14 protein-coding genes are annotated in these 16,835 nt (G+C 63.6%); 6 read left to right on the forward strand and 8 right to left on the reverse strand.

Annotated features, from left to right (window positions below; translation table 11 throughout):
• Positions 1 to 21: 21 nt before the first annotated feature.
• Positions 22 to 918, reverse strand: coding sequence for a LysR substrate-binding domain-containing protein (locus VE092_RS18280; protein WP_006462500.1), 897 nt, complete (start codon positions 916 to 918; stop codon positions 22 to 24).
• A gap of 75 nt (positions 919 to 993) precedes the next feature.
• Between VE092_RS18280 and VE092_RS18285 the strand changes: the two genes are divergently transcribed.
• Both VE092_RS18285 and VE092_RS18290 read left to right on the forward strand, forming a co-directional pair.
• On the forward strand, positions 994 to 2,145 hold the full coding sequence (locus VE092_RS18285) for an MFS transporter (protein WP_324879206.1): 1,152 nt from the start codon (positions 994 to 996) through the stop codon (positions 2,143 to 2,145).
• 108 nt (positions 2,146 to 2,253) lie between these two features.
• Positions 2,254 to 2,409 carry a hypothetical protein gene (locus VE092_RS18290; RefSeq protein ID WP_324879208.1) on the forward strand — a complete coding sequence of 52 codons (156 nt, stop codon included), beginning with the start codon at positions 2,254 to 2,256 and terminating at the stop codon, positions 2,407 to 2,409.
• Between the two features lie 19 nt (positions 2,410 to 2,428).
• Here the strand turns inward: VE092_RS18290 and epsC are convergent, their stop codons facing one another.
• Positions 2,429 to 3,364, reverse strand: coding sequence for a serine O-acetyltransferase EpsC (epsC, locus tag VE092_RS18295; protein WP_324879210.1), 936 nt, complete (start codon positions 3,362 to 3,364; stop codon positions 2,429 to 2,431).
• Positions 3,365 to 3,884: 520 nt separating this feature from the next.
• Between epsC and VE092_RS18300 the strand changes: the two genes are divergently transcribed.
• Both VE092_RS18300 and VE092_RS18305 read left to right on the forward strand, forming a co-directional pair.
• Positions 3,885 to 4,385, forward strand: a complete 501-nt coding sequence (locus tag VE092_RS18300; protein WP_324879212.1) for a spore coat U domain-containing protein — start codon at positions 3,885 to 3,887, stop codon at positions 4,383 to 4,385.
• 176 nt (positions 4,386 to 4,561) lie between these two features.
• Entirely contained in the window at positions 4,562 to 4,942 is a 381-nt protein-coding gene (locus tag VE092_RS18305; RefSeq protein WP_324879214.1) for a hypothetical protein, read from the forward strand.
• A 12-nt stretch (positions 4,943 to 4,954) separates the two neighbouring features.
• Here VE092_RS18305 and VE092_RS18310 read toward each other — a convergent pair whose 3' ends face one another.
• From VE092_RS18310 to VE092_RS18320, 3 genes are all read right to left on the reverse strand, one after another.
• Complete coding sequence (locus VE092_RS18310) at positions 4,955 to 6,670, reverse strand: chloride channel protein (protein ID WP_324879215.1); 1,716 nt, start codon at positions 6,668 to 6,670, stop codon at positions 4,955 to 4,957.
• Between the two features lie 249 nt (positions 6,671 to 6,919).
• On the reverse strand, positions 6,920 to 8,644 hold the full coding sequence (locus VE092_RS18315; protein WP_324879217.1) for an acid phosphatase: 1,725 nt from the start codon (positions 8,642 to 8,644) through the stop codon (positions 6,920 to 6,922).
• Between the two features lie 440 nt (positions 8,645 to 9,084).
• Complete coding sequence (locus VE092_RS18320; RefSeq protein WP_324879227.1) at positions 9,085 to 9,801, reverse strand: Pr6Pr family membrane protein; 717 nt, start codon at positions 9,799 to 9,801, stop codon at positions 9,085 to 9,087.
• A gap of 807 nt (positions 9,802 to 10,608) precedes the next feature.
• Between VE092_RS18320 and VE092_RS18325 the strand changes: the two genes are divergently transcribed.
• Both VE092_RS18325 and purU read left to right on the forward strand, forming a co-directional pair.
• Positions 10,609 to 11,142: a polymer-forming cytoskeletal protein gene (locus VE092_RS18325; RefSeq protein WP_324879219.1), complete on the forward strand. Its 534-nt coding sequence runs from the start codon at positions 10,609 to 10,611 to the stop codon at positions 11,140 to 11,142.
• 332 nt (positions 11,143 to 11,474) lie between these two features.
• Positions 11,475 to 12,344, forward strand: a complete 870-nt coding sequence (gene purU / locus VE092_RS18330) for a formyltetrahydrofolate deformylase (protein WP_324879221.1) — start codon at positions 11,475 to 11,477, stop codon at positions 12,342 to 12,344.
• A gap of 920 nt (positions 12,345 to 13,264) precedes the next feature.
• On the opposite strand, the gene VE092_RS18335 is transcribed toward purU, so the two are convergent.
• From VE092_RS18335 to VE092_RS18345, 3 genes are all read right to left on the reverse strand, one after another.
• Positions 13,265 to 14,905, reverse strand: a complete 1,641-nt coding sequence (locus VE092_RS18335; protein ID WP_324879223.1) for a fatty acid--CoA ligase — start codon at positions 14,903 to 14,905, stop codon at positions 13,265 to 13,267.
• Between the two features lie 138 nt (positions 14,906 to 15,043).
• On the reverse strand, positions 15,044 to 15,334 hold the full coding sequence (locus VE092_RS18340; protein ID WP_017454186.1) for a copper-binding protein: 291 nt from the start codon (positions 15,332 to 15,334) through the stop codon (positions 15,044 to 15,046).
• Positions 15,335 to 15,371: 37 nt separating this feature from the next.
• Positions 15,372 to 16,760, reverse strand: coding sequence for a multicopper oxidase family protein (locus VE092_RS18345; RefSeq protein WP_017454187.1), 1,389 nt, complete (start codon positions 16,758 to 16,760; stop codon positions 15,372 to 15,374).
• Positions 16,761 to 16,835 lie beyond the last annotated feature (75 nt).

Raw genomic sequence — 16,835 nt, forward strand, 5'->3', positions numbered from 1 at the left:
AAAAATCGAAGCCCAAAAAGCTCAGCCATAAAAACCAGCCATCCCCCGATACTCCCCCAACCACTTGGCAAATAGCAAAGCCTCCGCCCCCGCCTGCGGAGAAATCCCCAGGTAATAAGGCGCCAAGGCCATCCGCAAATCAGGCAAGGGACACACCAGCCGCCCCGAGCGCAGATCATTGTCCGCCAGCGACACCGGCGACAACGCCAGTCCCAACCCATCCACCACCGCCTGCAACACAAAATGCACGTGATCGAAATACAGCATCGCCTGCCCCCGCGAGCGCTTCAAGCCCGCCAGCCTGCGCCAGTCCTCCCAGTCATTGCGCCGACTGCGCGACAGCAACAGCGTATGCCGCCCGATGCCCGCCACACCCTCCAGCGGCATTGACTTCAGCAACGCAGGCGAAGCCACCAGCACCAGCTCGTCCTCCATGAAACGCTGCACCTTCAAACTCTCCGGCCAATTGGTCTCCCCCCGCCGCACCGCGATATCGAAGGAAGACCCGGCCCGGCCAACCGCCGCCGTGCTGGTCACCACCTGCGGCGCAATGCCCGGATAACGCTCCACGAAATCGGAAAGATGCGGAATCAGCCAGCGCACCGCAAAGGACGGCCGTACATTGATCACCACCGTGCGGGTAGGGGCGTCGCGCATCACGCGGCGTGCCGCCGTGGCCAGGATGTCCAGCGCCGGGCTGGCTTCCTCGAAGAACTGGCGGCCACGCTCGGTCAGCAACACCTGACGCACGCGGCGCTCGAAGAGCGGCATGCCCAGGTAGTCTTCGAGATTCTTGATCTGGCGACTGATCGCGCCATGCGTGACATTGAGCTCGTGCGCGGCCAGCGTGAAACTCTGATGGCGGGCCGCCGCCAGGAAGGCCCGGATGGCATTGAGCGGAAGGGAAAGGTCGGCCATGCGTCAGATTTTATCACGCATGCCCGGAATTAATATCGTTTGTCACCGCCGCCCACGCGGCGCAACATCAGGCCCATGACCACGCCAGACCTCCGCCAGGCCGACCTCGATTCGCGCCATGCCGCCATGTCGCTGTCGGCCGCCTTGCCCTGCGACATCGTTCTCTACCTGCTGCTGCCGATGTATGCCGACCAGTTCCACGTGAGCCTGGCCGAGGCCGGGGTGCTGCTGGCGGCCAACCGGCTGGTGCGCATCGCCGGTTATCGCTGGGTGGCGGCCTTCTATGCCAGACGTGGCGATCGACCCACCTGCACCCTGGCGGTCTGCGCGGCGATCCTGTGTGCGCTGGGCTATACGGTGGCCAGCGGCTTCTGGGCGCTGCTGCCGCTGCGGCTGCTGTGGGGCATGGCGTTTGCCGGGCTCAACCTGTCGACGCAAGCGATGTCGACCTCCAACCCGCAAGGGGCGGCGCGGCGCTCCGGGCGCTCGCGTGGGGTGATCGCCATCGGCCCGATGCTGTGGTTGCCCACGGCGGCCTTGCTGGCCGCGCATGTGGGGCCGCGCATGGTGTTCCTGCTGGTAGCGTGTACCGCCTTGTTGGGCCTGCTGGCCGCGCGTCGCTTGCCGGCCCATGGCTATGCCCCTCCGCAGCCACGCCGCTGGAAGCTGCCCAATGCGCTGGACTGGTGGTCTTTCCTGGAAGGTCTGACGCTGGACGGGCTGTTCATCGTCGGACTGGCCTACATGAGCAAGCAGTCCTTCGGCGCCGAAGGCGAACTGGTGGCCGGGGTGCTGATGGCGCTGCGCTATGCCGGCGAGATCGTATTGAGTCCCCTGGGCGGATGGCTGGCCGAGCGTTTCGGTGCGGTGAAGGTGCTGGTCACGCTGTCGCTGGCGACCTGTGTGGCGCTGGTGGGTTTCGGCGGCGGCTTGCTGTGGCTGTTCGCCGGGCTGATCGTGATCCTGCGCGCCTTGCAGTTGCCGCTGCTGGCGCCCATCGTGGCGGCCCGCACGCCGCCGGCGCATCGCGTGCACGCCCTGGCCGGACGCGCCATCTGGCGCGATATCGGGGCCGGCATGGGGCCGATGATGGCAGGGTTGCTGTTGCCGGTGATGTCCTCGCTATGGCTGTATGGCCTGGCGGCATCGGCGCTGGCGCTGGCTGCAGTGGCTTGCGGGCGCGAGCCAACCTCCTTGCCCGAGGCAAGCACCACGCCCCGTCCCTAGTCGCTGCGGGCTTATGCGCGCAGCGGATATCGATGCGTCGATCGCTTCGTTCACAGCCGCCCGGTGCTTCGCTAGCATGGGCTCCTTGTCCTTTGACACGGAGTCCGCATGCAAGACCATCACATCTACCAGGAACTCGGCAGCCTCGCGCTGGAGCCCCTGCAACCGGCCGAGCGCAAGCTGATCGGTACGGTCTTCCTGTTCGCTCTGGCCTTGCTGGGAGCGCTGTATCTGTTGCAGCGCTGCCTGCCGCTGGGCGGCTGAAGGAGCGGCAGGGCCGGTGTCAGGGCTGGTGGCAGTCGCTCAGCATTTCCGCCTGCGAGATGTTGCTGGCTGGCGGCACGCTATGGGTGAGCCAGACATTGCCGCCGATGACCGAGCCGCGTCCGATGGTGATGCGGCCCAGCAGGGTGGCGCCGGCATAGACCACCACGTCATCCTCGACGATGGGGTGACGCGGGATACCCTTGACCAGCGAACCGTCCGGCTCCTGCGGGAAGCGCTTGGCCCCCAGCGTCACCGCCTGGTACAGACGTACATTGCGGCCGATGATGGTGGTCTCGCCGATCACCACGCCGGTGCCGTGGTCGATGAAGAAGCTGGGGCCGATCTGTGCTGCCGGGTGGATGTCGATGCCGGTGGCCGAGTGTGCGATGTCGGCGATCAGGCGTGCCAGCAAGGGGGCGCCCAGCTGATGCAGGGCATGCGCCAGCCGGTGGTAGATGATGGCGGTGGTGCCGGGATAGCAGAGCAGGATTTCCGAAATGCTGGAGGCCGCCGGGTCGCCGTGGTAGGCCGCCTGGATATCGCTGACCAGCACGTCGCGTATGCCTGGCAACTGATGCGCGAACTCACGCGTGATCACGTCAGCGCGCTCGCGCAACAGGCTGTCTTCTTCGCTGTCGCTGCTGAAATAGAGGCTGCGGCGGACCTGTTCCTTCAGGATGCACAAGGCTGCATTCAACTGACTCCCCACGAAATAATCGATGGTCTCGTCCGACAGGTCGGTGTGGCCGTAATGCGTGGGGAACAATGCCGCCTGCAGATGCGCCAGCAGCGTCTTCATCGCCTCGCGCGAAGGCAGTTCGCGGATTTCGCCGCGATAGCGGATCTTGTTGGTCACTTCGCGTGAGGTACGCAGCCCGGCCACCACGGCAGACAGGCCCATCCCGGCCGATTCGGCCAGGGCGTTCAATTCGGGGGTATGTGAAGTATCCATCCCGGCATGCTATCAAAAATGCAGGCTGCGCGTCGGCGGGCTGTTCCGGCGCGGCCAGCACTGGATGGGGTGGAATTGTCGGTTCTGCAAGGAACTGGCGCCGCATGCCGTGGGGCTGGGACCGGTGCAAGGAGGGTAGGGGAGATGTATCCGGGAGAGAGATTCGCGGCGCCCAGTTCTATCTGAAAAGTGGCGCCGCAATTGAATCTGCTCTGGGAATGTACTTTATCGGCTAATAGATTTTGATGCAAACACTCATTTAACATATCTATATGCGCAATTTGATCTGGCGCAAAGGCAGTGTGGGCCGGCCTTTCGGGCAGATGCCAGGGTTTTCGGGCTGCTTGCCTCCCTGAGCCCCCCTGCATCACTCAGGGAATTCCTGAGGCATTTTCCCGCCGCTCTCAGGAACCGCCCGATACTTGGCGCAACAACAAAAACGTAAAGTTCTCTCCATACCAGCTGCACAACGAAGTCCGAGCGAGGGGCGAGGACCAGGCAGCAATCAGGGAGAGATGACATGTTCAATGCCAAGAAAAACCGCTTCGTTGCCGCCACCGTCGCCGCCGTCGTGCTGGCTTCCAGTGCACCTGCTTCTTTCGCTGCCACCGCCAGCGGCACGCTGACCATCAGCGCCTCGGTGGTCGCCGCCTGCACCGTGGTCGGTTCGACCATCGCCTTCGGCGCCTACACCCAGAGCGTGGTCAACCAGTCCGGCACCATCACCGTGCTTTGCACCAACGGCACCGCCTACAACGTCGGCCTGGACGCCGGTACCGGCACCGGCGCCACCGTGGCCAACCGCAAGATGAGCGCGGCCGGCGGCGGTACCCTGAACTATGCGCTGTACCGCGATGCAGCCCGCACCAACAACTGGGGCTCGACCATCGGTACCGATACCGCCACCGGCACCGGCTCGGGCCTGACCCAGACGCTGACCGTGTACGGCCAGATCGCCGCTGCCCAGACACCGCTGGCAGGTGCCTATTCGGATACCGTCACCGTCACCTTGACCTACTGATTTCGCCGCGACGAGCGCCGCCTGCGTTCACCGCAGCGGCCCTCGTCGCGCCACACCGGATTACCGGGAAGCCCTGAGGGGGGCTGACTTTTGGGCGTGCTTCCGCAAGGAGGTGCGCCCTTTTTTTGTTTGTGATGCAATAGCGGCCTATTGATTGCGAGAAGGGTAGGCAAGCCATGCGTATGGTCCGCTCCATCTGTTGCGCCTTCGTGGCGTTTTCCTTGCTGAGCTTGCCCTGGGTGGCGGCGCAGGCACAGGCCGCCCCTGCTACGGCGGCGGTCGTCCCGGTGCCGGTGCCAGCCATGGGCACGGCCGCGCCCACACCGGTGGCCAGTGACATCACGCGCAGTTGCGCCGCCGGGGCAGGTTGCGTGCTCACCTGCCTGAACATGGCCGGCGAAACCGTGCTCACCGAAACGGCGACGCGGGCGGTGCGGAGCATTTCGCTCTCCAACGGCAACAGCGAATTCCGCCTGGATAACGGCAATGCCGGCATCAACGTGGTGCTGGTCTCGCATGACAACCTGATGTGCAAGCTCAGCGGTGGGGTGCTGTAAGGCCGATACAGCCTAGTTGCCCAACAGTTTTTCCCGCACCGATTCTTCCTCCGCATGGGCAGCGCTGGCGCGTGCCAGGTCGGACAGGGAAAGCATCCCCACCAGCTGCCGGCGTTCCGGGCCGGCCACTACCGGCAGGCGCGCCACGCCCAGCCGCGCCAGCATGCCGGCGGCAGTGCGCGCGCTCAGGTGCGGCAGCAAATGGCCGCGATCCGGTTCCAGCAGCAGGCCGCAGACCTGGGCCGGGTCGGCCGCCTCCAGTGTGCGCAGGGCCAGCATGCCCAGCAGTTGACGTCCATGGGTCACCGGATAGTAGCGATGTACGTGGGTGCCAGCACGGCATTGCGCCAGCGCGGCACCGGCCGGCAGGGCCGCATCCAGTGCCTGCGGGGCGGACATCAGGTCTTCCACATGCATACGCTCCAGCGGATCGACGCCGTATTCGCGGTGCACGTGCAGCCCGCGCCGGGCAATCTTCTCGGTCATGATGGAGCGCTTCATCCACAGTACGTTGACCCCATAGGCGACGGTGGTGGTGGCGATCAAGGGCAGCAGGGCATTGCTGGCATGGGTCAGGCCGAAGGCGAAGACGATGGCGGTCAGCGGTGCGCCCAGTACGCTGCCCAGCACGCCGGCCATGCACACCAGCGGCCACAGTCCGGGGGAGCCGCCCGGCAGCCACGGGGCCAGCACCAGTCCCAGGCCGGCGCCCATCATCAGCAGCGGCGCCAATACCCCGCCCGAGGTCCCCGAGCCCAGCGCCAGCAGCCAGATCAGCGCCTTGACCACCAGCAGCGCTACTGCCGCCGAGACCAGCATGTGCTGGTTCAGCAGGTCGGCGATGACGTCATAGCCCACGCCCAGCGCACGCGGCTGCAGCAGCCCGCCCAGGCCGACGGCGATGCCGCCCAGCGCCGGCCACCACATCCAGTGCAGCGGCAGGCGATGGAAACCGTCCTCGATGCGATACAGCGCCAGCGTCAGCAGCGCCGCCAGGCTGCCACTGGCCAGGCCGGCGGCCAGGCAGGAGAGCAGGGCCATCGGGGCCGGCGCGGCCACCTGAAGCGGGAACAGCACACCCGCCTCCAGCACCCAGGGCCGCAGGAAGCCGGCCACCGCGCAGGCCAGCGCCACCGGTAACAGGCTGCGCGGGCGCAGTTCGAACAGCAGCAGCTCCACCGCCAGCAACACCGCCGCCAGCGGCGTTCCGAAGATTGCCGTCATGCCCGCACAGGCGCCGCAGACCAGCAGGGTCTTGCGCTCGGCCGCCGTCAGGTGCAGCCATTGCCCCAGCAGCGAACCGACCGAACCGCCGGTCATGATGATCGGCCCTTCGGCACCGAACGGACCGCCGCTGCCGATGACGATGCCCGAGGACAAGGGTTTGAGCACGGCCACCCTGGGCGACATGCGGCTCTTGCCGAAGAGGATGGCCTCGATGGCTTCGGGGATGCCGTGGCCACGGATCTTGTCACTGCCATAACGGGCCATCAGGCCGACGATCAGGCCGCCGGCCACCGGCAGCAGCGCGGCGATCCAGCCCAGCGTATGCGAGGCCGGGGAACTGGCCGCAAAGGACAGGCGCTGGAAGTAGAACAGGTTGGTGAAGAGCGCAATGAGCTTGAGCAGCAGCCAGGCAGCGCCGGTGGAGAGAGCGCCGATCAGCAGTGCGATGGCGCACAGGTAGGGCAACCGCCGGTCAGCGGTGTAGTCGCGTTTGTGTTTCATGCCGGAATCAGGGTAGGGCGCTGGCTGCACGACCCTTGCGAGGGAAGGATGGCCAGTGCAAGCGGATTGAGCCTGAAATATATCACAACATGATATAAATGGTCGGAATGCTTTGTTCTGCTTGGTGCCTGGATTTTCGATGTCCTGGAGGAGCCTTGAATCCTGCAGAGGCCGCCAGAATGAAAAACGCCGCCGCAGGTTGAACCTGGGCGGCGTGGGCTGGCCAGTGAAAAACGCAGTGGCGGCGGATCAGGCCTTGAACTGCAAGGCGTTGGTCAGGTCACCCATGGGCTGCTGGCCGCGCGCGATCATGGCGTCGTCGCGCAGCTTGAGACCGTCCAGCTTTTCCAGGCCGAAGGTGCGGGTGATCAGGCGCAGGATGGAGGCGGTGTCGTAGATGGTGTGGTCCACCGTCCCCTTGCGGGCGAAGGGCGAGACCACCAGTGCCGGTACGCGGGTGCCCGGACCCCAGCGGTCGCCCTTGGGCGGGGCCACGTGATCCCACCAGCCGCCGTTTTCGTCGAAGGTGATCACCACCACCATGTTCTTCCACTGCGGGCTGGCCTGCAGGCTCTTGATGATGTGCGCGATGTGACGGTCGCCGGAGGCGATGTCGGCATAGCCGGCGTGCAGGTTGAGGTTGCCCTGGGGCTTGTAGAAGGTCACCGGTGGCAGGCGGCCGGCTTCGACATCGGCCAGGAAGCGGTTGGTCCGCGCTTCGTCGCCCAGGCCACCGTCACGCAGGCGCTTGTTGCGCTCGGCCGGGTTGTCCGGGCCCAGGTTCTTGAAGTAGTTGAAGGGCTGGTGGTGGTACTGGAAATTGGGAATCTTGGGAATGCCCTTGGAGTCCTTGAACTCGTCCAGCGTGGCCTGCCAGGCGCCGGCATACCAGGCCCAGTCGATACCCTTCTTGTTGAGCTTGTCGCCGATGTGTTCGTGCACCTGCGGCACCAGTACGCTGGGCTGGTTGGGTTCGGCATAGGCCGGGTTGTTGCGGTCGCGGCTCCAGGTCGGCCAATAGGGCGGGGCCATGGTGTTGACCGCGTAGCCGTCCGGGGTGAGCGCGCTGGGCCCGAACTTGGGCGGGCCTTGCAGGGCGCTGGCGGGGCTGTTTTCGGCCGGTACCAGTTCCGGCGAGAGCGGATCGTTGTTGCGGGTCTTGGCCACCTGGGTGCGCGAGACCGAATTCATCACATCCGGATAGTAGGGTGGGGCCGCGCAGATCAGGTACTGGTGGTTCAGGAAGGAGCCACCGAAGGCGCCCTGGAAGAAGTTGTCGCACAGCACGAACTCGCGTGCCACGTCCCACAGGCGCATGTTGTAGCGGGTGTCGGCGTAATGCCCCATGGTCAGGCCACCGGAGTCCGCCCAGGCCACGAAACCGTCATTCTTGCCGCCGTTGATCTGCATCTGGTTCTGGTAGAACACGTGCCACAGGTCACGCGTGACCAGGCCCAGCGGCAGGGCTTCGCCCTGCGGTCCCTTGAGCGCGAAGGGCGCATTGGGCAGGTCGCTCTGGTATTGCTTGCCGGCCGGGTAGGTCACGCCTTCGATGCTCTGTTCCTGGATCACGACGCCGTTCCAGGCCGGCGGCAATTGCTTGAGCAGGCTGCCGTCGCGGTCTCGCTGCTGGTAGTCGGATGCCTTGACCGAGGACAGCGGCTTTTCCAGGCCGGGGAAATCGGCGAAGAGGTTGTTGAAGCTGCGGTTTTCGGCGTAGATGACCACGATGGTCTTGACGTTGTCGCGCAGGGCGCGGTCCAGCGCCGCGGCATCGGCCGGATTGCCGCTGGGATAGGGGGCCGGCCCCTGGCCCTCGGTGGCGCAGGCGGCCAGCGCGCTGCCGGCACCCAGCGCGGCCATGCCGCCCAGGAAGCGGCGGCGGCCGGGGCTGGCGGTACTGCTGGCGGGGGTGTTGGGGGAATCGTTGGGCACAGGCGGGCTGCCGGCGCTGTGGTCGTCGTGCTTGCTCATGGATGAGTTTCCTGTCGGATATTGTTGTGGGGTTGGCGCGATGCGGGGGCAGCTTAGCGCGACCGTATGACAAGGATGTGTCGTTTTACCCGATCGGGCAAGTTTCACATCAAAAAGGTGAAGGAATATGCACCAAGAGACAATGAAAAATTGCGTAAAAGAAAAGGTAGGATGCCGGGCGCGTGACCGGATGCCTCTACAATGCCACGAGAGTATACGGCTGCGCTCCACGCGCAGCATGGCCCGGCAACCGGGCTGGACAGGGCTGCGGACCAGGGGATGGTCCGTAGCCCGGGTCGCTGCGGATCAGTTCGTCGGAGGGGATCATCTTGCTCAAGGCTTTTCAATACCTGGTCATCGCTGCCGGTTTTACCGTTTCCATGCTGTTCATCCTGCTGCTGGCGATCACCGAGCCCATCGTCTAGGGCCACGCAGCGCTGCTAGCGGCGCTGCAGCACCGGCTTGCCGGAACGGTTCACCGCGATGAACAAGCCCATCAGCGCGATGAAGCTGGCCAGCAGCAGGGTGGCATTGAGCAGTACGCGCGGATAGCCCAGCGCATTGACGTCGATGAAGGGGTAGGGATAGAAGCCCGACAAGGCCCCGCGCCACAGGGTGAGCGACAGATAGGCCAGCGGATAGATCAGCCACAGCATGGACTTGCGCAACGAGGTCCGGAACACCGGCACGAAGAAGATCCAGTAGGCAATGGCCAGCAGCGGCACCACCGTATGCAGGCTCTCGTTGACCAGCGCACGGAAACCAGTCGGCGTCCACAGATGACGCAACAAGAGGTTGTACGCAATCCCCACGAAGGCCAGATAGGCCACCACGGCCGAGATCACCGACGGTTGCCGGAAGAACCGGCTCACCGGCGTCTTCAGGGACAGGGCCAGCGACGTAAAGCACAGCGCGCTCATCAGGATGGTGAGGTTGGTCAGGTACATGGTCAAGCGATCCAGTCCCGCCAGCACGCCACCACCGCGCGCCAGCAGGCGGCCGATGGTGATATCGGTCTGCGCCACGAAGGCGAACCAGCTGATGACGGCGATGAGCGTGGCCACCGCCCGTGCGGCGGCGGAGTCGCGACGGGCCGGGAAAAGTTGGGCGCCAAAGGAATCCAGCGATTCCGGCGAGGGGATCTGATCGTGGCTCATGGGTTCATCAGGAAAGAAGGGCAGACCGGCCGTCGGGCCGGGGTTGAGCGCGTGGGCCGCGACGATGACCACATCATAAATCGGCTGGCGCAGATGTGCCCAGCCGATCACATTCATTTTCATCACTTACATTGAATCATCACAAGGGAGCGTAGTTGCGTACATGGGTTTGCGTGGCGTCGTCGAGCCGCCTGCGCCATGGTCGTACGCTAGACCTTGCGCAGGCCTTGTGCAATCCTCCCGCCCGTGAATCGGCCTCTTGGCACCCCATGTGGGGGGAAAGGAAGAGGCGAAAAGACTAAGTTTTTTGGTGCACCATGCGCTGCCGGAAAGTGCGTCGCGATAAATTCAAAATGCCTTGGAAAGCACGGCCAGAGCAGATTGTGGAAGAATGGGTGTCGCCATATGGCGACGCGATGAGAGGCGCAACTGTTACATTTTTTTTAGTTACAAGGCGCTTCAAAATATAAATAATTTGCCCTGTAATCACTGCGGCAGGCGGACAGCGAAATGCGGTTTTCGCTGTTACAAAATTGTCGTGAACTTTGCAAAAGGCATCCTGCCGAACCGCACAGGTTTCCTCCCGGACAATGCCTCCAGGCAGTGTCATCAGGCCGCGCCCAGGCGCACCGCGGGAGGGTCGGACCTGTCGACGTCGCGACACGCCGCTGATTCCCGGACCGCTACCGCAGGTCTCGCAGGGCATCGCAACGTTTTCGTGCGCCCTCGTGTGCACGCTCATCTTCGCGCGTCCTATTTTCGCGTGTAATTTTTTTCGCATCAGGCACCACCATTTCAGGAGATCACATGCTTCGCTCGGAATCCCTCTTCGGCAAACGCGAAACCAGCTCGACCAACTCCCCGTTCAGCAGTGCGGGCAACAGCGTCTCTTCTTCTACAGGCGGCAATGTGACCAGCGTCAATAAACCCAACCAATATCCTTCTTCCGTCTCCAGCACCGGCGGCGTCGCACCGGCCGCCAGCGAGGAGACCGGCAGCAAGCTCACCGTCGGCCCCAACATCAAGGTCAAGGGCGAGATCGAGGACTGCGACACCCTGGTGGTGGAAGGCAAGGTGCAGGCCACCATCAATTGCCGCGTGGTGCAGATCGCCGAACGTGGCGCCTTCAAGGGCTCGGCCGAGATCGACCTGGCCGAGATCCGGGGCGAGTTCGATGGCGACCTCACGGTGCGTCAGAAGCTGGTCATCTATTCCAGCGGCAAGGTCACCGGCAAGATCCGCTACGGCAAGCTGGTCATTGAAGAGGGCGGCCAGCTGGCGGGCGATCTGCAGGTCGGTGGCGGCCACGAGCAGAAGGATCTGCTGCAGAAGACTGCCTGAGAGCCACTGCGGGTGGTGGCGGGTGCGGCGCACCGGCCGCCATCCGGGGATGGGCTGGCGTAGTGGCGTGGGCGATAGGGTGGCCAGGTTTCTTTTTGGAAACCTGCTTATCTGTGTCGCCATCTGCGGGCTTTGACGGTCAATTGCGTCGATTTCGGTGTCATTGGCTCGCCGTGTCGTGTGCGCGGCGTTTCTTCATGGCGCGGGATTTGTCCGCGTCGCCCGGCCGTGCGACAATAGCGCCTTTCGTCCTTTTAGCCGGCCTGCCAGGCCGGTGGTGACGCCAGCCCGGCGTTGCCTGTGGGGACGCTGGCGCTTTTCAGTACATTCTCATGGCTCACCCGGAATACATCCTTACCTTGTCCTGCCTGGACCAGCGCGGCATCGTGCATCGCGTCTCGGGCTTCCTGGCCGATCACGGCTGCAACATCATCGATTCGGCGCAGTTTGGCGATGCGCAATCCCGGCTTTTCTTCATGCGTGTGCATTTTTCTGCGGAAGACGCGGCGGTCTCGGATGCGGCGCTGCGGGCCGATTTCGGCGTGCTCGGTGATGCGCTGCAGATGAACTGGCAGTTGCATGATGCGGGCAAGAAGCCGCGTGTGATGCTGATGGTGTCCAAGATCGGGCATTGTCTGAACGATCTGCTGTTCCGCTACAAGAGTGGTCTGCTGCCGGTGGAGATTCCGGCGATCGTGTCGAACCATACAGATTTCTATCAACTGGCGGCGAGCTATAACATTCCTTTCCATCATCTGCCGTTGGCGACCGGTGCGCCGGCGGAGGTGAAGCGGGCGCAGGAGCAGCGGATCATGGAGATCGTGGATGCGAACCAGATCGATCTGGTGGTGCTGGCGCGTTATATGCAGATTCTCTCGCCTGAGATGTGCGAGGCCTTGCGTGGGCGGGCGATCAATATCCACCATTCCTTCCTGCCCAGTTTCAAGGGGGCCAAGCCTTATTATCAGGCCCATGATCGGGGGGTGAAGTTGATCGGGGCGACTGCACACTTTGTCACTGGTGATCTGGATGAAGGTCCTATCATCGAGCAGGGGGTGGAGCGGGTGGATCATTCGATGGGGCCGGATACGCTGACTGCCATCGGGCGGGATATCGAGTGTGTGGTGTTGGCGCGGGCTGTGAAGTGGTTTACCGAACATCGGATTTTGCTCAATGGGCATAAGACCGTGATCTTCAACTGATCCTTGCTGTATGAACTTGGACGCCGTCTGGCTTGGGCTGGGCGGCGTTTTTGTTTTGTGCTTTAGGTTGTGTTCGGATGCGGGTTCTGGTTCGGGTAGTCTGCACGGTGTGCTGTTCTGCGCACTGACTTAATTTTTTCTCTCTCCGGTCGCAGGGGAGCGCCGGGGGCGGCCCGGCAGCCGCTCACTTTCTTTGGCCCGCCAAAGAAAGTAAGCAAAGAAAGCGGCCCCCTAAGAGCCAGCCCTCCTTCGGAGGGTTCCCGCCGCAGCGAAGCGAAAAGTGGGAAAAATAGAGTCGCTGCGCTCCCACTATTTTTCTGATCCACTTTTCACTTCGCTGCGGCGGCTGGCCCCCAAGGGGGAAAGCGTAACCGGCTTGCCTTCGGCCTCGCCCAGTCTCCGACTCGCCTGCGGCTTTGGGTTGGCTTGCCTGCGGCATCGCATTTTTCTTCGGGCAATGTTCTGTTTTTTTGTATAAATAATTTACCGTTTGGACTGTGGTCGCGCAGCGACGTATCGAAGGCGAAGAATCTCAACCCGAAGCCGCAGGCGAGTCGGAGACTGGGCGAGGCCGAAGGCGAGCCGTTTCAGCCGTCCGCTTCTGCCCCGCCGCGTCAGCGCACATCAAAACGGATCAGAAAAATAGTCGGAGCGCAGCGACTCTATTTTTCCCGTTTTGATGTGCGCTGACGCGGGGACCCTCCGAAGGAGGGCGGGGTAGTAGCGGTCGCCTTCTTTTGCTTACTTTTCTTGGCGAGACAAGAAAAGTGAGCGGCTGCCGGGCCGCCCCCGGCGCGTCCTTCCGACCGAAGAGAGGACACAATTAAGCTAGAGCGCAGAAAAGCATTCCGTGCAGACTACCCCAAAACCAAAAAACACCATCACTGCTAGTCAAGACAACACAACACACATACCAACCATCAGCTAGCAGCCGGATACTGCTCCCGCATCACCCGCTTATTGATCTTCCCAACACTGGTCCGCGCCAGCTCATCCACAAACCTCACCCGATCCGGCACGCCATAACGAGAAATGACCCCCGCCTCCGCCGAAGCCCGCACATGCTGCCGGATATCTTCCTCGCTGACTCCGACCGCATCCTTCTTCAACACCACCAGCGCCACCGGCCGCTCCCCCCACTTCCCATCCTGCACCCCGATCACCGCCGTCTCCGCCACTGCCGGATGACGCGCAATGATGTCCTCGATCTGCAACGAAGAGACCCACTCACCCCCCGTCTTGATCACATCCTTGATCCGATCCGTCACCTGCAGATAGCCCTCGCCATCGATATGCCCGATATCCTGGGTATGCAACCAGCCACCCCGCCACAATTCTTCAGAAGCCTCAGCCTGATGCAGATAACCCTGCGTCAACCACGGCGCCCGCACCACCACTTCGCCGGTGCTCTGACCATCATGCGCACAATCATTCATATCGCCATCTACCGTACGCAATGCCACCAATGGCACCGGGCGGCCGGTCTTCACGCGCAGGTTGGCCTCGCGCTCACCCCCCAGTTCTGCCGTGGGCACCTGCGCCAGCGTCAATATCGGGCAAGTCTCCGACATCCCATAACCGGTGAAGACATCAATGCCCCGCTCCCGCGCCGCCCGGGCCAGGCTGCTGGTCATGGCCGAGCCGCCGATGATCATCTTCCAGCCCGACAGATCCACCTCGCGTGCTTTTTCCGAGGACAGGATCATCTGCAGGATGGTCGGCACACAATGGGAAAAAGTCACTTTTTCTTCCCGGATCAGCGTGCAGATGGTGTCAGGCACGTAGCGGCCCGGATAGACCTGCTTGACCCCGGCCATGGTCGCCACATAGGGCAGCCCCCAGGCGTGGACATGGAACATGGGCGTCAAGGGCATGTAGACATCGTCCCGATGCAGGCGGCCCTGCTGCGCTGGCAAGGCCAGGCCGGCGGTGGTGGCCAGGGTGTGCAACACCAGTTGCCGATGGCTGAAATAGACGCCCTTGGGCAGGCCGGTCGTGCCGGTGGTGTAGAAGGTGGTGGCGCGGGCGTTTTCGTCGAAGTCGGGGAAGTCGTAGCGGGCCTCGGCCTGGGCCAGCAATTGTTCGTATTCCCCGGCAAAACCGGGACCGCGCGGGCAGGGGCTGCCATCGTCGGTGAGCAGCACGCAGCGCGTCAAGGTGCTGAGTTCGCCGCGGATCTGCTTCAACACCGGCATGAAGTCCGAGTTCATCAGCAAGACGTCGGCTTGCGCGTGATTGAGGGTATAGGCGATCTGCTCCGGCGACAGGCGCACGTTCACCGTCTGCAAGACGCAACCCATCATCGGCACGGCGAAGAAACACTCCAGGTAGCGGTTGCTGTCCCAGTCCATCACGGCCACCGTGTTGCCGGCCTGTACGCCCATTTCCTTGAGGACATTGGCCAGGCGCTGCACGCGCTGGTAGAACTGGGCATAGCTCAGACGACGCTGGCCGTAAATGATTTCCTGCTCGGGAGCGGTGGCCAGGGCGCTGTGCAATAGCTGCTTGATCAGCAGCGGGTAGCCATAGGCCGATGGGGTTTGCTCGATGGCTTGGGGCATCTCGGGTCTCCTTTGTTGTGCGGCGGCCGGCCGCCTGTTATGGAATGGAGTCCCGATGATACCGCTAACTTCCAGAGACGATGGTCGCCGGGACGACGAAATTTGCGCCGGCTGCGGCGTCGTCCCGGTGTCCCATGCCTAGTTCTTTTCTTCCAGCGAAGTCACCGTCAGCGCACCGTCGATGCGCTCGGCGCTGAAGCTGATCTTTTCGCCGGCGCGGGCCCGGGCCAGGATCTCGGGGGCCGCCTTGAAGACCATGGTCATGCCGGGCATCTGCAAGTTGGGAATCTCGCCGTGGCGGATGGTGAGCTTGCCGGTAGCAGCGTCGATCTTGCGGATTTCGCCATCGACCTTGGGGGGCTGGTCCTGGGCCTGGGCGGCCAGCATCGGCAGCAAGAGGGAAGCGGTGAAGAGCAGGGTGCGTAACATGGAATTTCCTTTCATAGCGTCGAACAACGAGGGGGTGTCAGTGATGGCCTTGATGCCCGCCCGGCTTGACCACATCCAGCGTGGCCGGGCCTGGCTGGCCGGTGGCGCCAGCAGGTGCGCGGCGCGGGCCGGGTAGTTCGCCTTTCCATTCATGTGCCACCGTACCAGCCGGGGCGCGGTACCAGCCCGGGTCGCGATAGTCGTCGCGGGCCAGGTGGCGCCTAACCTTGAGGGTGCTGAACATGCCGCCCATCTCGATGGGACCGTAAGGGCCGCGTCCGGTCATCATGGGCAGGGTGTTCTCCGGCAGCGGCATTTCCATCTCACCCATGGAGCCACCCTTGTCGCCCATGGCCATGTAGTCGGGCACCAGTTTGCTGATCTTCTCGACCACCCTGGATTGATCCACCCCGATCATGGTCGGCAGGTCATGGCCCATGGCGTTCATGGTGTGATGCGCCTTGTGGCAGTGCAGGGCCCAGTCGCCTTCTTCGGTGGCGTCGAACTCGATGGCGCGCATCTGGCCCACGGCAATGTCGGTGGTGACTTCGGGCCAGCGCGCCGCTGGCGGCACCCAGCCGCCATCGGTGCCGGTGACGACGAATTCGTGACCGTGCAGATGCAGCGGGTGATTGGTCATGGTGAGATTGCCCACGCGGATGCGCACGCGGTCGTTGTGCCGCACCACCAACGGATCGATGCCGGGGAAGGCGCGGCTGTTCCAGGTCCAGAGATTGAAGTCCAGCATGGTGCTGACCTTTGGGACGGCCGCTCCCGGTGCGATGTCGTAGGCATTCATCAGGAATACGAAATCGCGGTCCACGCGCATGAAGCCGGGATCCTTGGGGTGCGTGACCCAGAAGCCCATCATGCCCATAGCCATCTGCACCATTTCATCGGCGTGCGGGTGATACATGAAGGTGCCGGCGCGCCGTGCGGTGAATTCGTAGACATAGGTCTTGCCGGGCGGGATGGCCGGCTGCGTCAGGCCGGACACGCCATCCATGCCATTGGGCAGGCGCTGGCCATGCCAGTGTACCGAGGTCGCTTCGGGCAGCTTGTTGGTGACGAAGATGCGCACCTGGTCGCCTTCCACCACTTCGATGGTGGGGCCGGGGCTTTGGCCGTTGTAGCCCCAGAGATTGGCCTTCATGCCGGGGGCGATTTCACGTACCACCGGTTCGGCCACCAGGTGGAATTCCTTGACGCCGTTCTTCATGCGCCAGGGCAGGGTCCAACCGTTGAGGGTGACCACCGGTTGATAGGGACGACCAGTGGCCGGTGGCAAGGGCGGCTGGGTGGCGGGGCTGGTTTGCAGCGCGGCTTCGGGCAGGCTGGCGGCGCCGGCCCGGCTCACCGCCGCAGAGGTGACGGCCAGGGCGGCGCCTTGCAGGAAGTGGCGGCGCAGTTTGTCGCTGGGGTTCATGGTTGTTTTCCTTCTTGGGGGCGGCCGCCCAGGGCCTGTTGCAGGCCGGCTTCGGCGATCCAGAAATCGCGCTGG

It is taken from the genome of Herbaspirillum sp., from assembly GCF_035644555.1.
Lineage (GTDB): Bacteria > Pseudomonadota > Gammaproteobacteria > Burkholderiales > Burkholderiaceae_D > Herbaspirillum.

Coding starts and splice junctions, on each gene's coding strand:
- VE092_RS18280 (WP_006462500.1), bottom strand. CDS start 918: ATGGCCGACCTTTCCCTTCCGCTCAATGCCATCCGGGCCTTCCTGGCG.
- VE092_RS18285 (WP_324879206.1), top strand. CDS start 994: ATGACCACGCCAGACCTCCGCCAGGCCGACCTCGATTCGCGCCATGCC.
- VE092_RS18290 (WP_324879208.1), top strand. CDS start 2,254: ATGCAAGACCATCACATCTACCAGGAACTCGGCAGCCTCGCGCTGGAG.
- epsC (WP_324879210.1), bottom strand. CDS start 3,364: ATGGATACTTCACATACCCCCGAATTGAACGCCCTGGCCGAATCGGCC.
- VE092_RS18300 (WP_324879212.1), top strand. CDS start 3,885: ATGTTCAATGCCAAGAAAAACCGCTTCGTTGCCGCCACCGTCGCCGCC.
- VE092_RS18305 (WP_324879214.1), top strand. CDS start 4,562: ATGCGTATGGTCCGCTCCATCTGTTGCGCCTTCGTGGCGTTTTCCTTG.
- VE092_RS18310 (WP_324879215.1), bottom strand. CDS start 6,670: ATGAAACACAAACGCGACTACACCGCTGACCGGCGGTTGCCCTACCTG.
- VE092_RS18315 (WP_324879217.1), bottom strand. CDS start 8,644: ATGAGCAAGCACGACGACCACAGCGCCGGCAGCCCGCCTGTGCCCAAC.
- VE092_RS18320 (WP_324879227.1), bottom strand. CDS start 9,801: ATGAGCCACGATCAGATCCCCTCGCCGGAATCGCTGGATTCCTTTGGC.
- VE092_RS18325 (WP_324879219.1), top strand. CDS start 10,609: ATGCTTCGCTCGGAATCCCTCTTCGGCAAACGCGAAACCAGCTCGACC.
- purU (WP_324879221.1), top strand. CDS start 11,475: ATGGCTCACCCGGAATACATCCTTACCTTGTCCTGCCTGGACCAGCGC.
- VE092_RS18335 (WP_324879223.1), bottom strand. CDS start 14,905: ATGCCCCAAGCCATCGAGCAAACCCCATCGGCCTATGGCTACCCGCTG.
- VE092_RS18340 (WP_017454186.1), bottom strand. CDS start 15,334: ATGTTACGCACCCTGCTCTTCACCGCTTCCCTCTTGCTGCCGATGCTG.
- VE092_RS18345 (WP_017454187.1), bottom strand. CDS start 16,760: ATGAACCCCAGCGACAAACTGCGCCGCCACTTCCTGCAAGGCGCCGCC.